This is a genomic window from Fibrobacter sp. UWB10 (assembly GCF_900182935.1).
Classification (GTDB): Bacteria; Fibrobacterota; Fibrobacteria; order Fibrobacterales; family Fibrobacteraceae; genus Fibrobacter; species Fibrobacter succinogenes_O.
Window position 1 is genome coordinate 55,298 of record NZ_FXUE01000004.1, and the last position, 15,475, is coordinate 70,772.

The 15,475-nt window shown below is 49.2% G+C and carries 14 protein-coding genes; 8 read left to right on the forward strand and 6 right to left on the reverse strand.

Annotated elements, in window-relative coordinates; translation table 11 throughout:
• Positions 1–292: 292 nt before the first annotated feature.
• Positions 293–2,527, reverse strand: coding sequence for a cellulase family glycosylhydrolase (locus tag QOL41_RS10575; protein WP_283429729.1), 2,235 nt, complete (start codon positions 2,525–2,527; stop codon positions 293–295).
• A 396-nt stretch (positions 2,528–2,923) separates the two neighbouring features.
• Between QOL41_RS10575 and QOL41_RS10580 the strand changes: the two genes are divergently transcribed.
• The 3 genes from QOL41_RS10580 to QOL41_RS10590 all read left to right on the forward strand — a co-directional run bounded on the left by QOL41_RS10580 (position 2,924) and on the right by QOL41_RS10590 (position 6,520).
• On the forward strand, positions 2,924–3,826 hold the full coding sequence (locus QOL41_RS10580) for a T9SS type A sorting domain-containing protein (RefSeq protein ID WP_283429730.1): 903 nt from the start codon (positions 2,924–2,926) through the stop codon (positions 3,824–3,826).
• 158 nt (positions 3,827–3,984) lie between these two features.
• The gene (locus QOL41_RS10585; protein ID WP_283429731.1) at positions 3,985–5,487 is read left to right on the forward strand and encodes a glycosyl hydrolase family 8; all 1,503 of its coding nucleotides are present in this window, start codon (positions 3,985–3,987) and stop codon (positions 5,485–5,487) included.
• A gap of 154 nt (positions 5,488–5,641) precedes the next feature.
• Positions 5,642–6,520 carry a BatD family protein gene (locus tag QOL41_RS10590; RefSeq protein WP_283429732.1) on the forward strand — a complete coding sequence of 293 codons (879 nt, stop codon included), beginning with the start codon at positions 5,642–5,644 and terminating at the stop codon, positions 6,518–6,520.
• Here QOL41_RS10590 and QOL41_RS10595 read toward each other — a convergent pair.
• From QOL41_RS10595 to QOL41_RS10605, 3 genes are all read right to left on the reverse strand, one after another.
• A complete protein-coding gene (locus QOL41_RS10595; RefSeq protein WP_283429733.1) occupies positions 6,492–7,136 on the reverse strand; it encodes a hypothetical protein in 645 nt (214 codons plus the stop codon). The genes QOL41_RS10590 and QOL41_RS10595 overlap by 29 nt on opposite strands.
• Before the next feature lie 86 nt (positions 7,137–7,222).
• A complete protein-coding gene (locus QOL41_RS10600; protein WP_283429734.1) occupies positions 7,223–7,834 on the reverse strand; it encodes a hypothetical protein in 612 nt (203 codons plus the stop codon).
• A gap of 11 nt (positions 7,835–7,845) precedes the next feature.
• Positions 7,846–8,658 carry a TIGR02147 family protein gene (locus QOL41_RS10605; RefSeq protein WP_283429735.1) on the reverse strand — a complete coding sequence of 271 codons (813 nt, stop codon included), beginning with the start codon at positions 8,656–8,658 and terminating at the stop codon, positions 7,846–7,848.
• Between the two features lie 201 nt (positions 8,659–8,859).
• Between QOL41_RS10605 and QOL41_RS10610 the strand changes: the two genes are divergently transcribed.
• Positions 8,860–9,291, forward strand: a complete 432-nt coding sequence (locus tag QOL41_RS10610; RefSeq protein WP_283429736.1) for a GNAT family N-acetyltransferase — start codon at positions 8,860–8,862, stop codon at positions 9,289–9,291.
• A 12-nt stretch (positions 9,292–9,303) separates the two neighbouring features.
• On the opposite strand, the gene QOL41_RS10615 is transcribed toward QOL41_RS10610, so the two are convergent.
• Positions 9,304–9,750 carry a zinc ribbon domain-containing protein gene (locus tag QOL41_RS10615; RefSeq protein WP_173370692.1) on the reverse strand — a complete coding sequence of 149 codons (447 nt, stop codon included), beginning with the start codon at positions 9,748–9,750 and terminating at the stop codon, positions 9,304–9,306.
• Positions 9,751–9,854: 104 nt separating this feature from the next.
• The gene (locus QOL41_RS10620; RefSeq protein WP_283429737.1) at positions 9,855–10,187 is read right to left on the reverse strand and encodes a DMT family transporter; all 333 of its coding nucleotides are present in this window, start codon (positions 10,185–10,187) and stop codon (positions 9,855–9,857) included.
• Between the two features lie 54 nt (positions 10,188–10,241).
• On the opposite strand from QOL41_RS10620, the gene QOL41_RS10625 reads away from it, so the two are divergent.
• The 4 genes from QOL41_RS10625 to QOL41_RS10640 all read left to right on the forward strand — a co-directional run bounded on the left by QOL41_RS10625 (position 10,242) and on the right by QOL41_RS10640 (position 15,450).
• Positions 10,242–10,631: a TfoX/Sxy family protein gene (locus QOL41_RS10625; RefSeq protein WP_283429738.1), complete on the forward strand. Its 390-nt coding sequence runs from the start codon at positions 10,242–10,244 to the stop codon at positions 10,629–10,631.
• A gap of 65 nt (positions 10,632–10,696) precedes the next feature.
• Positions 10,697–11,458 (forward strand): hypothetical protein, encoded by a 762-nt coding sequence (locus QOL41_RS10630; RefSeq protein WP_173653649.1) that lies wholly within the window; start codon positions 10,697–10,699, stop codon positions 11,456–11,458.
• Positions 11,459–11,636: 178 nt separating this feature from the next.
• Positions 11,637–12,620: an AAA family ATPase gene (locus tag QOL41_RS10635; RefSeq protein ID WP_072807678.1), complete on the forward strand. Its 984-nt coding sequence runs from the start codon at positions 11,637–11,639 to the stop codon at positions 12,618–12,620.
• A 76-nt stretch (positions 12,621–12,696) separates the two neighbouring features.
• Entirely contained in the window at positions 12,697–15,450 is a 2,754-nt protein-coding gene (locus QOL41_RS10640) for a TIGR02171 family lipoprotein (protein WP_283429739.1), read from the forward strand.
• Positions 15,451–15,475: the final 25 nt, after the last annotated feature.

Here is a 15,475-nt window from a genome sequence, read left to right on the forward strand (position 1 = left end):
CCCGGCTATCCGCCGGGAATCTTTTTTATATGCGGGTGTATCCTGGGCTGTATGTTGCTGTACCTGTAAGCCTTTTTAAGGGATTCGTTATATGCGTTATAAGTATGCTCTAGGTAGTAATTTAATGCGCTAAGAATCTGTGCTAATTCTTCAGGATATGTCTGTACGCAGGTTTTTTGCGTTCGTTTAGGGATGCATTAACGATTCGCTGCGATACGTCTGGGTAAATGTTAAAAAAAGAAAGCCAGGCGTGCGCCCGGCTTTCTTTAAGGGAATTTCTTGTGGTCTAGATTTACTTCTTGGTCCACCTGATGTTCAGCTGCTTGACGCCCTGCCTTACGGTAATCAGGTAAGCTCCAGTAGGAATGTTTTCGAGGGATACGGTCGAGTTGTTGCCCATAACCTTAGAGACAACCTTCTGACCCATAATCGAGAACACATCCACGTGAATGTCTCCAGATTCCTTGGAGTTGACGAGCAACTGGGAGTTAGCAATGGTGGCGCGGAGTGGGAGAGTCGGCTTTGTCTTGAAGACGCCAATACCTTGTTCTTCGCCATTCATTTTCTGCAACGCGGCGTAGTATTCTTCGGCGTTCACGGCAGAGGCGAGGTCGCCAATAATCACCGTGGTAGAACGGGTGACTTCGCCGTAGTTCGCTGTTTCGTCGGCATGGCCGGTAACGATTACGATGGCGTTCTGGCTGCCGGCAACGAGGTCATTGCCGTTTTTGGTCAGGTAATCAGAAGATTCCTTGCCGTTAAAGGTGTAGGTAACCTTAGCCTTTTCGTTCAAGGCGGTGTCCGGGAAGAACTTTGCCTTGGTTTCACTAGGAGTGAGGTAAACGAAACCTTGCTTGTCGGCGCCCTTACCGAAGTTACTGTGAATTCTGTTGGCTGTCTTGAGGTAGCTGACTTCAACCGTGTCTTGCAGGGCGGGGAAACCAGCTGCTGCAGGTGCGGTGGCAACGACCTTTGCGGTACCGTAGCCCTTGAATTCATACATGACAACCTGCTTGCCCTTCTGGAGAGAAGAACAAGAAGCATCAGAACAGGTGGCGGTCTTGACCGTGACAACGCTCGGGTCAAGGGAGGTCAGAGTGAACTTGGCGCCTTCATCAGTGGTGTTAGCCACGGAGACGACCCATTCCATATTCTGGCCACCAGAGTACTTCTGAGTTCTGTTGTTGGTGCAGTCGCCGTTGTTGTAGCACTTGAGATCAACAAAACCTGCAATAGTCTGCTTAGCTTCGGCGCTAACGATAACCAGGGACTGAGAGCCATCATTACCGGTCATGATAACGTAGCCAGCTTTCTTGATATCGCCCGTAGAGGTCACGACGTTTTCGTTGCTGGAGGTGTAAGTACAGCCAGATTTGAGGACGCTTGCAACGTTACCAGCGGATTCTTTAACTGTCGTAGCGTTAAAGGAGCAAGAACCGGTTTTCAGAGATTTGGCAAACAAGCTGGGCCAATCGGTTGCATTCTTCGAAAGGTAATCCTTAACGAGCTTGCCGGATTCGCTGTAGCTTGCACTGTTGAGCTTACCGATCGTGTTCAGGTCATCGCTGCCGCTGAACATGGCGGAAGTTTCTTGCTTGTTGTTGACGGCGTATTTACTACCGACTGCACGCAAGCTCCAGTTACAGTTACTGATTTTGTTCGTTTCCATGAAGCTCATCCATTCCTGGGTGCTGCCGCTGCTCGGGCTGCCTGCACCGTCGGCATTGGTGGTACCCCATTCGGTAATGAACACGGCGTTGCCGCTGCTCTTTGCCTGTGTTGCGCGGCCACCGTAGGTGCCTACGCCATGGGTGCCTGCATAGAAGTGGAGCACGTAGCCCACGTTCTTGCCGTTTACGCCGCCGTATTGGGTCATCTGGGACCAGCTCGGCGTACCGACCAGAACCAGGTTGTCAGTGCTATTGCGGATGAGCGGAACAATGTTGTTGGCGTAGCCCTTCACCTGATCCCAGCTCTGGCTTACGGGTTCGTTGAAGATTTCGTAAATGACGTTAGGTACGTCTTTGTACTTCTTGGCAACCTGTTCAAAGAAGGTCTTTGCGATATTCTGTTCGTTGGTTGCGCGGTGGCTATGCCAGTCCAAAATAATGTAAATGTCGTTTTCGATAGCGGCTTCGACCATCAGGTCGATAATGCCCATGTAACCATCGGGGGCGCCGGCGTAGGAATAGCTTTCGTCGAGGGCGTTGCTGGTACCGCCATCGCTATCGTAATAGGTAATGCCCATAGCAAAACGGAAAACGTCCATGGGCAGGTTTTCGGCAGCCCAAGTAATCACGTTCTTGTTGTAGTACGGCATGCCAGTAGCGTCGGACCAGAAAAGGCTCATACCGCGAATCATGGCTTCTTGACCGTTCTTGGCGCCAACGATTTTACCGCCGTCAGTATGGAGAGCGCCATAATAGCTGACAGGGCCAATGCGTTTGGGGGTGGCAGTGGATGCTGCCGCGAGTGCCGGTACCGCAGCGAGTGCGAGCAGGCAGGGGATAAGTTTTTTAATATTCATAATGATTCCCTTAGATAATCCCTTTTTTCCCATCGAGGGTAAAGATACCTTAATTATGGAATATTTGGAGGGTTCCGCCCCTAAAATAATGTTTACTTGTGAATACGGGAAAAAATATATTTTTTCGGCCTTTTTATCGCTGTTCGCAAGAAATAAAAAATGTGCGCGTGTATCGAATGTGATTTCGCTTACATTTGTTAAAAATAGCGAAAATCGGCATATCTGGTAAATTTTTATTATCCTTTTTGCGTTTTTTTGAAGATTTTAGGGTTTGTGCAATAGGTGTCCGTTTTTTAGCGAAAAAAAGGAAAAAATATTTGACAGCTTGCGAAAAAAAAAGATATATTAGGGTGCGAACCGCCCTTATGGGCATAACTTTAAAAAAGAGAGAGAATTATGAACAAGAAAATTCTTAGCGCTTCTGCCATCTTGGCAGCTGCTTCCCTTTCCTTCGGTTTCGTGACCTGGAATGGTGAAGATGGTATTGCTCGTGTTGATACCGAACTCGACGCTGGCGAAGATAACTCCGGTTACTGGTACAATTACAACGACAAGGCTGATGGTGGCGAATCTGTTGTTGATTGGAAGGTTGCACCGGACGAAGAATACGGTGGACTTGAACCTGTTCTCGAAGCTTGCGTCACCGGTATCTGCGGTACTTACACCCTCGGTAAGGGTACCTTGGATTATGACCCGTTCATCGGTATCGGCTTCAACGTTGGTGGTGCCGACGCTGCTGGTAAGGCTATCCCGGTTGATGCTTCCTCTATGAGTGGTGTTTGCATGACGCTTTCCGTAACGCATGCTGCTACCCTCGAACTTGGTCTCGGCGACGCTAACGACGCTAAGATCGGTTACGCTAACCCGGCTTATGACATGGGTAAGTCTGCCACTGGTAAGTCTGTTGATGTTCCTTGGGCTAAGTTTGCTCAGCCGAGCTGGGCAAAGGCTGAACAGTCCATCTCCATCGACGAAGCTGTTGCATCTCTCGCTTCTATCAAGGTGAAGGTGCAGGCCAAGACTGGTTCTACCGGTGAATTCAACATTATGCAGGTTGGTGACTACGGTAAGTGCGGCACTGCTATCGGTGCCAAGGCTATGCAGTCTTCTCTGAAGGCTCAGCTCGCTGGCCGTACCCTTTCCTTCGGCAAGTCTGTTGCCAAGGCTGAAATTGTGAACCTCCAGGGTCAGGTTGTTATGGCTGCCTCCTCTGTGAAGACCATGGATCTTTCCAAGCTCCAGGCTGGTGTCTACATGGTTCGCGCTATGGGTCTCTCTCAGCAGATCATGCTGAAGTAATCTTACTTCGGTAAAATCTTAAGGAAGGGTTGCGGGTTCCCGCGGCCCTTTCTTTTTTTGATATGACCTAGATTACACTAAAATTAATTTTTGGTCTGGTTTGTTGAAAAAACGGCAATAAAATATATATTTGAGAAAAAACGCAAAACGAGGTTGTTATGCATTTCAAGAAATTTCTAACCCCCATGATGGCTCCTTTGGCCTTGAGCTTGGCTTTTGGCCTTGCTGCATGTGGTGACGATTCTACATCAGGTACACCTGATCCTGTTGTGGATCCGACGCTTGATCCGGGTACCACTATTCCGACCGATCCCGGTACGACAATTCCTACAGATCCGGGTACAACTACTCCGACCGACCCTGGTACGACAGTTCCTGTAGATCCGGGCACCACGACTCCGACCGATCCGGGTACCACTACGCCGGTTACCAATCCGGGAACTGCTTGGACGTCGCCGGTGGCTTTGGCTGCTTCTGCCAACCCGGCTTATCCTGCCAATGTTTATGCCCTTTGGAAGCCTTCTCACTTTGCAACTCTCGAAGATGAATTGGTCTACTATTCTTCGAGTGCAGCAGACTTTGCGGAAATTTTTACAGCGCAGTATTTGCCGGCGGGTCGTGTGCTTTGGTCTAACCAGAATACGGGTTACTATAAGCAGTCCTGTTTGAATAAGGATTCTGATGTCGCAAGCATGAAGTATCGCGGTTGCACTGTGTCCGAAGGCGTTGGCTACGGCATGTTGCTCACCTACTTTAATGGCGATGACGACGCCTTTGTGCGCATCTGGAATTATTCTAGGGCGTTCCGCGATTATTATGGCGTCGAACTTACTCCGTGGATTACTTTCAGCTTTGCCAAGAAGGTGGACTATACCAGTGCTACCGATGCTGACCTGGATATTGCCACGTCACTTATCTTGATGTATTACAAGACCGGTTCTGTGGCATACCTTACCGACGCCCAGAGAATTATGAAGGCAATTTGGGACTACGAAATCAACAAGACCAGTTTGCTGATTTACTCGGGCGATGACGATATGTGGCAGGGAGCTGATCCTGTTTACAACCTCAGCTATTTCTCGCCGGTGGCACTCCGTTTGTTTGCCATGGTTGATACCGATCCGAGTCATAACTGGACCGGTGTGCTCGACGCCATGTATGCTTACATGACTATGGTGCAGAATGCCGGTACGGGCGTGTTCCCGGATTGGAGCAATTCGGCCGGTGTGGCTGTGGACCCGGACAATGGTTCTGCCGCAAAGACCTACTGGACATTCAACAAGGAATCGGTACGTATTCCGTGGCGTATCGCATGGGATTACTACTGGTTCCAGGATGAACGTGCCTTGGCTATCTTGACGAAGCTGAACACCTTTATTTCTGGAAAGTCTGGAGGCGATCCGTCTTCGAATGCGTTGATGGTCAACTACTCATGGGATCCGGCAAAGAATGATGCTGCTAGCACTGGTACGGCAACTCCGTCTCATTGGCTTGGTGCTTGGTGCGTAACTGGTTTTGGCTCCAATCCGACTTGGGTAAGCGCCTGTACGGATTTGTTCAACACCAGAACTCCGGCTAACACAGGCTCTAGTTACTTCACCGATATCCTGATGGGTATTTACAGTGCCTTGCTGAACGGCAACTTCGTTCGCCCGTTCTAACAAAAAGCTCGGGGCGAATACGAAATTGCAATAGCGTAAGTAAGCGCCCCTCGCCGGTATAAGAAACCCTAGACTAAAACGTCTAGGGTTTCTTTTATACCGCGCAAAACTTGCTCGCGACTCTCGGCTTTTGGTTTTTGTATATTCTGCGTGTATGGAAAACGATTCTTTGAATGTAGAAAATGTGGCTGATTCTGCTGTAACTGATAGCGTTGTGGCGGCGCCGGAGATCGAAATGCCGACGCCGGAACAGCTCGGGATTTCAATTTCAGCGGGGCCGCAGGGGGGAATGCCTGCGGTGACCGTGGGCGACACGTTTGAATTCCCGGTGACGGTTTCTTGGGGCGTGCAAGGGAGTGCGCTTTTGGTGGTGCCGACGGGCACGGCGAATGCGAAGGGCCTGACTCAGGTGGGCATGTCGCAGGAATCGGCTCGCTCTGTGAAAGACGGCAAGGAAGTTGCCTCGATTACGTTTACCTACAAGATTTTGGCGGCCGATACGGGCAACTTGCATATTCCGGCGATGCGGTTTGAAATTCCGACGCAAATGGGGCAACCGCTCGATTTGCGCAGCGAAAGCGTGGACGTGCGCGTGAATGAACCTTTTAACCCGCTTCCGCTTGCTGTTGGGCTTATTGTGGCTTTGTGCGTGCTTTTAGCAGGCTTGTGGCGTGTAAAGCGCCGTAGTGCAGCCCGAGAGGCTGTTGCGGCTAAAAACGCCGCAGAAGACGCCCTGCGCGAACGCATGATGGTTCTTAAGCAGCGAGTGAATACGGCTGATAGCCGCGAATGGCTCCTGGAGCTCGAAAGCATTTGCAAGGATTACGTGGCGGAAAAATTCGGAATGACCGCCTCTGCGGTCAATTTGGATGCCCTTGTAAAAGATGGCAAGCTTGAAGGCTGGGAATCGCTTATAGAAGAATTCGCGCATGCCCGCTATGGTGGGGGCAAGCGCGACGGATTCGAGAATCGTGAGACCTGGAAAGGCGCCATGACTCTTATGGCTATTTCTGAAGACGACATGGGGAGATAACCATCTCGGCGAAAGGTCTCCAGTATGGGTCGCTGTAGGTGCGGGCTATGTCTTTCGGACAGCCTTCGCATTCTAGGGGCTTCGTCTTGACCTCGCATTCAAGGGCATCTTCGTTAGTATCGATGAATGTCCCGCCCTCGGCTTCGCAGGAATCCCGGAATGCCTCCTCGATACCGGTGACGTATTTGGCCGAGTTGCGGCTCAACGTTTTCGATACAGTACTATCGTCCATGGAGAGGTGCTCGCGGTAGGTAAGGGTGTCCTGTGCCAGTTCGCAACTGATGCGGTCACTTGTTCCCCAATACATATTGGCTACTGTCCCGCTTTCTAATTGGACCCTGTGAGGGAGGCACCACATGGGATTATCCGGATGTTCTGGGCTTTCGACACACCAGTGGTCGACCATAATCATTTTGCTGAGCGTGTAGCCTTCCAGCCAGCTTTCGGGAATGGAGTCCGTTTCGTTTGACGAATCGATGCGAGCTTGTTGTTGCTCCTCGTTGTTGCCGGATGCCTGCGAAAGGGCTTGTTCCGGGGCGGACGCGTTGTCGTTTGAACAGGCATACAGCGCGAATGCGGTAAGCCCGCAGATGAATGTTTTGGTTGCGAGTTTCATAGTTCCCTCCTTGTTTATGGATGAGTTTTGTAACGCGTCATGGCACGAAGCCTTGACGCCGTATTTTGTTGTTTTGGTTTAGTTTCTTATTCTTGGCAGATGCCTACAATCAACTCTACGTACTTCTTCCAGGTTGGGTCCACGTATTGCCTGCTTTCGTTCAGATGTTTGGAACTTTCCAAATCACAGGAGTGGGTGTGCTGGCCTGCAGTTTTGCTTGTCGTGTCCCTCCCGAACGCGCCCCCTTCAGCGTTACAATCCGATTTGAAATCATCTGCGTCCAAGGAATCTGGCAGAACGAGGTACTTTCGTATCAGCGAATCGCCGGCATTGACGGAATAGACAAACCAGTTCGTTTCGGTTTCGCAAGTGAGCGATTTGAAATGTTCGCGGACAACGTTGTACAGCGCCCCGTTTTTGACATTTATGTCCGGATTTCTAATTGTGCTGATGATGTAGCCTTCCCGGGGAATCTGCGGGTCATGTGGCTCTGTGGCTATAAGCGTGTCGTTTATAAGCCATTCGGCAAGCGCGCTGTCGAGTGCTGCCGTGATGGAATTCTGCTGCTCGTCGGTGCCGGCGGTGTTGTCTTTGCCGCAGGCCGTGAGTGTCGTAGTTGTGACAAGCGGGAGTGCGACTGTGAATAAGCCTGCAAACAAGGTTGTTGCGATGGAGAAGATTTTCTTTGTGGTCGTCATGATAAGCACTCCTAAATCTTGTCGGTCAATGGGAATAGTTGCAGGTTCAGACGATAGACTTGATTGATGTCCTTACATTCATTCGCTAGAGCGATAATGCGTTTACGGCAGTTGTTTACTTCTTCAGAGATTCTTGCGAGTGTGGCATCGTCGACGCCTATCGTGACTCCCGAGATATTCCTTTCGCGGACGTCAATTTTGTCGAGGGCTTCTTTCGCGAGATCGGCCATTTCGCGGTTCATGCTGCGGAGCGCAAGGGGAATCGCCTCGGTTGATCCGGTGATGGCCTTGTCTGTTTGACGGTAAACGTTTTCGTCGGTTTCTTCGAGGAATTTTGCGCGGGTGAGCATGGCGAGAGAGTCGCGGACTTGCTGTGCGGTGTAGAGGTGCTTGATTCTTTTGGCCATTTCGTTCGGGAGGGCACCTGGCATGAGGGGCGCAAGCTCACGGACGATGGAATTTACAGCGGATTCGTAGTAGGCGAATGTATCGGCGTCGATGACGCGGGCTTTTTGTTCCTTGGCAATTCGGGTGAGTTCTGCGAAGGCGGCCTTTTTCTTTTCATCGTTTGTGGCGTTCCCGAATTCAACCATCTTTTCGAAATAGGTGCGTTCGAAACCAGTGAGCCCCATGGCGTTTGCGACGCGGGGGAGACCTACGCGGCTGAGGGAACTCTTGCCTTCGCAAACAAGCTTGAGGTACGAGGGCGATGCGAATCCAGCCTCTTTCGAAAATTCGCGCCAGGTAAAGCCGGACTTCTTCTTTTCTTCATAGAAATCCTGCATGAATCGGCGGTAATCTTGATATTCGGTTATCGGTTTCATTTTCAATTCCTTTCGGTTAGAATATAGATTGATTTTTGCGAAAGTCAATACTTGATGATACAAAAATGCTTAAAATTGAATGAAAATACGATAAAATGTGATATGCTAAAAATTATTTTTCTTAAATGAAACAAGACGAGGCGTATATGATACAAGGCGGACGAAGATGGTTTTGCCCTCGTTTTGTTATCATTGGTTGAAATGAAAATTATCCGGGTAACAAAAGAAAGCGAACGGGCTGGCGCCTACTATGTGCGCATGGCTGCGATGATGCGCAAGTATCAGATTCCGCTGGATGCTGAAATCGATGCGCATGACGGCGAGAACTGTCATTACATTTTGGCGCTGGATGATATTTACCCGGTGGCCACTTGCCGCTGGTTCGAAGTTCGCGATGGCGTTGCCGAAATCGGACGTGTCGTGGTGCTGCCGGAATATCGTGGCAAGCATTTAGGTCAAGTTGTCGTTGCCGAGGCTGAAAAGTGGATGCACGAAGTTGGCGTCAAGAAAGTCGAAATCTCGAGCCGCGTGAATGTTGCAGACTTCTATAAAAAAATGGGTTACCACTTCAATGAAAGTGGTAAAGCCCATCATGACACGTTCGAATGCGTGTTTATGGAAAAGGAACTCTGATTCCTTTGTCTGTTATGCCTTCCAATGCTTGAGCTGCGAAAGGTGCGAGTCGAAGAACTTGCGCCTTTCTGCGTCGGGGGTGTTTTCGGGGTTCGGCATGTGCGAAAGCAGGAAGTCTAGCAGCGTATCCTTGTTGCTGTAGGTGAACTTGCCTTCAGTGTAGCACCACTTGCAGTAGTCTTCGTTGAAATTTCCGTCGAGTTCGCGGCTGATCATGGCGTCATCGCCGAGAGGCATGCCGCAGCACTGGCAGAAAAGTTGCCTCGGGGCGCCCAGCAGAGTGTTGATGGAGACGTTGAATTCGCGCGAGAGCACCTTGAGCATTTCGGTGTTGGGCTGCGTTTCTCCCGTTTCCCAGCGGCTTACGGCCTGGCGCGTCACGTTGATGCGTTCCGCGAACTGCTCCTGGGTCAGATTGTGCTTTTCTCTAAGGCTCTTTAAAACATCTTGAACTTGCATGGGGTCTCCTTTTTGTCTATGCCGCAAATATACCTACGCAGCTATGCGAAGTCAAGAAACACGCTGTTGCTTTTTGTAAAAAGTGGACGGGACGAAGCTCGATATCAGTGGATATCCATCTTCGAAAACAGGTTCAGGACCGCCACACCGGAGATGATCAGGATAAGTCCCACGATGGCGCCCAGGTCGGGAGTCTGCTTGAAGAAGTAGATGCCGCTGATGGTGATGAGGGCGATGCCGAGCGCCGACCAGGTGGCATATGCGATGCCGATGGGAATGCTGCGCAGGCAAAGACTCAGCAGGTAAAGCGACGCCACGTAGCAGACGAGCGAGGCGATGGACGGGACGAGTTTGGTGAACTGCTCCGACATCTTGAGGAGCGTGGTGCCGGCCGCCTCCGCGACAATGGCGAGGATGAGGAATACGTAGTTGAGCATGTGGAGAATATACAAATTAATTTTTTATATTGTGAAAAAAGTTGAGAGGAATCCATGCCGAGTTCAGAGAAGTTTCGTGACCATGTTTTGGAGCAGTTCAATGGAAAGCTGCTTGAAGGTGGTTTCCGCGTGACTACCCGCAAGATGATGGGCGAGTACATCTTGTACGCTGACGGGAAAATCTTTGGCGGGATTTACGATGACCGCCTGCTGGTAAAGCCCGTGCCTGCGGCCTTGGCGATGCTCCCTGCCGCAAAGAAGCAGCTGCCATACGATGGCGCTAAGCCCATGCTCCGCGTGACCAACGAACAGATTGAAGACAACGACCTCTTAGTTCGTTTGCTCGACGCGATGCTTCCCGAGTTACCGGCCCCTGCGAAGAAGAAAAAAAGTAATTGCGCTGATCATTTTCCCGGCGTGGGGAAAATGGTTCGTTTTATTTGATGAAGTCCGCGAATAGGCTGATGGAATGAATCCGGGTTTTGCCTGGATATTCTATTTTGTAGATAATGACTCGCGGAATTTTATGGATTGTGTTGGCGGTGTGCGCCCTGCTGCTTGCGGGGTGCAGCGTTATAACTCGTCCGCCTTCTGCAGCTGCCTTTATGGATTCGTATAGAGAAGACTTTGCAACAACTGCTTTGACATTGTCTATGTATACGGGCGATTTAGTAAATGAAACAAAAAGGGATTTAGATTATTTGCCGTCTGGTTATGATGAGATAGAATCGGATGAGTGGCCGGTTGATTTATCTGCGATACATTATTTCAATAAATCTCATTTTACTTTAGGAATTGGATTGCAGAGCTTGACTCCGATTTGGCAACCGGGTTTTGTGTCGAAAAATTTTGGTGTGATGGCTTGGAGTAATTTGCTCCCGTTGTCTGATCGCGTTGATGAGGGAGGTGGTAAAACAGCTGTAGTGGGGTGGACTGGAGGTATATCTACTATAGAGCAATTTTATGCAGGTGAAAAATTGCGGTTTGGATTGACAGAACATATTTCTAAAAATGGACGAGAATCCTATTGGAAAGAAGAAGATTGCGGAGGGGGCTTTGGTCCTACGGGATCTTGTATGGGGAGCCCTAAATCTATTCGTTATACAGAAGTGGGTGCGGGCGGTTATGTTTCGTATGGGAATTTTTCATTGGAATTTCGTTATGGGCGAGATATCAGCGAAGATAGGAATCGTTTTTCCGTATCTCTGGATTGGATGATTCATTCAAAGAAGGAATCATTGTCGTTTACCGAAGATAAAGGACGAATTTAAAAGAAGAATATGGGGGTGCTAGGGGGAACCATTCCCACCTTTGATAAAAAAGAAAATGCCGTTAGGCATTTCAAATCCGTGTGGCATTTTCTTTCTTTCGGTCTAAAACTCGGGATTAATTTGCCTTTTTTCGTGTAATTTTGTATCTTAATTCGCGAAAACAGAAGAGGTTAACTAAATGGATATTCAGGAACTTTCGGAAAAGGTTAGACAGCAGAGTGCTTTTTGCATGAATTTGCTGCGTGAAGTGGAAGGTACGGTGATTGGCCAGAAGGCTCTGGTGGAAAGCATTCTGACGGGTATTTTGGCGGACGGTCACGTGCTGCTGGAAGGCCTGCCGGGCCTTGCCAAGACGACCGCGGTGAAGGCTTTTGCCGATGCCGTGTCGCTGGATTTCAAGCGTATCCAGTTCACGCCCGACCTGTTGCCGGCCGACTTGCTGGGTACCACGATTTACAACGCGAAGGAAGCGAAGTTCGAAACCCGCAAGGGCCCGCTGTTTACGAACCTGGTGCTGGCCGACGAAATCAACCGTGCTCCCTCGAAGGTGCAGAGCGCGCTTCTCGAAGCCATGCAGGAACGCCATATCACCATTGGCGACGAGACATTCAAGCTGGACGAGCCGTTCCTGGTGCTTGCCACGCAGAACCCGATTGAGCAGGAAGGTACGTATCCGCTGCCCGAAGCCCAGGTGGACCGTTTCCTGTTGAAGGTGAAGGTGTCTTACCCGAACAAGGCCGACGAAATGAAGATTCTCGACGCCGTTGCCGGTGCGGGACTCCGTCAGCCGCAGGCCGTCGCAACGAAGGAAGACATTCTGGCTGCTCGCCAGCTGGTGAAGCAGGTGTACGTGGACGAACGCGTGCGTGAATACATCGTGAACCTGGTGCTTGCGACCCGCGATCCGGGCAGCATCAAGCGCAGCGACCTGGTGGGCTTTGTGGAGGTGGGCGCCTCTCCGCGTGCATCCATCGGTCTTGCCCAGGCTTCGAAGGCCCATGCGTTCATCCAGGGCCGCGCCTACGTGACGCCGGAAGATGTGAAGGCTGTCGCTATGGAAGTGCTCCGTCACCGCATTATCCTCAGCTACGAGGCCGAAGCGGAAGAAGTTTCCGCCGAAACTGTCGTGCAGAAGATTCTCGACAGCGTTGAGGTGCCGTAACCTTCGTTGCTGTCGCGCGGAAATCATTTGAAAAAAGAACGCCCCGAAAAGGCGTTCTTTTTCTATTTTAGAAATCGTGAAAAATTGGCTGACTCTATTGTTTCTGAATTGTGCCGTGCTTGCCATGGTGCTTTTCGGGGCGTGTTCGAATTCGCATTATGAAGAGCAAGAGGGTTCGGTGGCTGATGCGGGGGTTCCGGCGGTTGATTCGGTCAAGGTCCCCGTGATAACGGTCGATTCCCTTAGGCCAGGAATGATGCGTATCGTGCCGAATGGGGCGTCTGTTTTGTTGGGTGACGGGAAAATGCGCGTGAATCTGAATTACGAGTATTCGCTCGGAATTCACGAAGTGACTTGCGACGAGTATAAAGAAATATCCCGAAACGAAGACTGGTATTTTGGCTTGAATTGTGGTCGTGGTTTGCCCGTGTCTGATGTGTCGTATTTTGAGGCCGTTCTTTTTGCGAATGCTTATAGTAAGGCGAATGGCTACGATACGGTTTATGCGTATCATAAGCCCATGTTTACCTCGGATGGTCGTTGCGTGAATTTGGAAGGTCTAGAGACTCGTACTGACGTAGACGGATTTCGGTTGCCGACCGAAGCGGAATGGGTGATGGCTGCGTCGCAGACATGGAATCCTGGAGTGAATAGCTGGAATTCTGCAAATTCGAATTTTACACTTCAAGCGGTTTGTGCTTTGCCGGATTCGATTGGCTTCTGTGATTTTGCTGGTAATGCCCTTGAGATGACAAATGACTGGCTTGGTGATTTTAGGGATACGGTTGTAGAAAATTATGTGGGCACACCTACAGGTAATTCGTTGCGTGAAAAGGTTGTTAAGGGTGGGTCGATTGCTAATTCGATTGCGGAAATGAACCTTGATAATCGCGGTGACGTTTATCCTGTGACTGCATCGACTCTTTTGTCGTACATGGGTTTTCGTTTGGCGTTTGGACGAATTCCGAATGCGGTGTGGATGAATGGACGTGGTAAGTCTGAAACGAGTTTTGTGAAAATGAAAGCTTATTCGTCAGATATTCAAGAAAAAATTGGAACGAGGCATGCAAAACTTGTGTTTAGAAATGGTGAGACTGATAATTTAATGTATGTCGATTTCAGTGGGGGAACTGCGAATGTTGTTGAAATCTACGATAGCATTCCCGTGTTTCATCCAGAAATTTCACCGGACGGCATGAAGGTCGCTTTCTGTACGGGAATAGAGGGCGTTAATGGTGAGTCTTCGGTGTATGTGAGAAATTTGGATGTGAATGGAAGTGAACTTGTAAAACTGGATGTGAAAAATGCGGCGATACCCCGTTGGCATGTAGACTCAAATGGCGATACTTCAATTGTGTATGTAGATGGAGCTGGTGATAATAGTGACGATGCAGAGTTCTTTGCGCATGCAACATGGATGGTGCCTTTTTCAAATGGAAAATTCGGAAAGCCAAAGAAAGTTTTAAATGGAGCTTACCATAGCGGTTTTGAAAAAGGCGGAAATTTGGCGGTGTCGGGTGCACGTAAACTACGTGTGCATGCAAACGGAAAAGATGAAATTTGGTACAATGGGGAACAGGCTTGCAATGCGTCGCTTTCGAAAGACGGCTTGAAACAAGTGCTCTTTTTGGATTTTGGCGGTTCTACAGGAAGAAAATTTGCTAGCGAAAAGTATGGCGTTCATGAACGCTTGCTTGTTGCTGACAGCAGTGGAAAATTGATTCGTGCTATTCCTGCGCCCAAGGGATATTCTTTTGACCATTCCGAATGGGCTGGCCGCGAGAATTGGTCGGTTGCGACGCTTGTGAATGCACGTGGTGAACATGCAAAATTGGTGCTGGTGAATGTTCTTGATTCTAGCATGATTGAACTTGCTGAAGGAAATGAATTGTGGCATCCGAGTTTATGGGTGATGCCGAAGGTGTTTTTTGAAAACGAATACTTGGACTTAGATAGTGCTGGCATGTATTGGGATCCTATTTTGCAGGCGGGAGAAAAGTCTGTTGCTTTAAAAATGCGCATGTTTTGGGATATGCGGGATACCTTGAAGATGATAGCTGTCGGAACTTCGCGTGCTGAGAGAGGCTTTGACCCTGCGCTGATTCCGATGCCTTCCTTAAATTTGGGGTATGTTGGTGGAGATGTGTGGACGGAACTTTATTTGCTTGACAATTATGTAGTACCGCATGCGCATGGGCTTAAATATTTGATTGTGGAGATATCTCCTGATTTAATGAAAAATGACATTGCAGTGAGGGAACGAAAATTTTTTAAACAGGCTCCAGGATATATTTATGACAAGAATCATGGTTTTTGGAAGGCTGGTGTGCCTGAGAACTTTGAAGTAGTCGTAGATGCGAATGTTTGCTATTCTAGCGAAGACTCGTTGAACTTTGTCAATACCCGTGGATTTCTGAAAATGCTATCGAATGGCTGGGGCCCAGAGATTCGAGCTTCGGGAGATTCGATTTTGTCGGGGAATGAAGAGAAAAACCTTGCGGAAAGTATTGATAGCTTGACAGCATTTATTGATAGTACACAAAACAAGGGATTTAAAATAATTGGCTTGGTTTATCCGCAATCTCCCAAGTATGCAAAAACAGGTAGTTTTGGCCGATATGGAGTACGTAGAAGTGTTGCAAAGGAAATAATAGCGTTCTTTGATTCGTTGGCCAGCGTGTATCCGCATTTTATATTGATGGATGAAAATAAGTTTGGAGCACATGACTATACGAATGCCATGGCAAACGATTATGACCACTTGTGCGCTGCAGGCGCAGAACACTTGTCTGCGCGGCTGGATTCATTGATAAAAAGCTTGGAAAAATAAATGGAAAAAAAGAGGCCAACCCGAA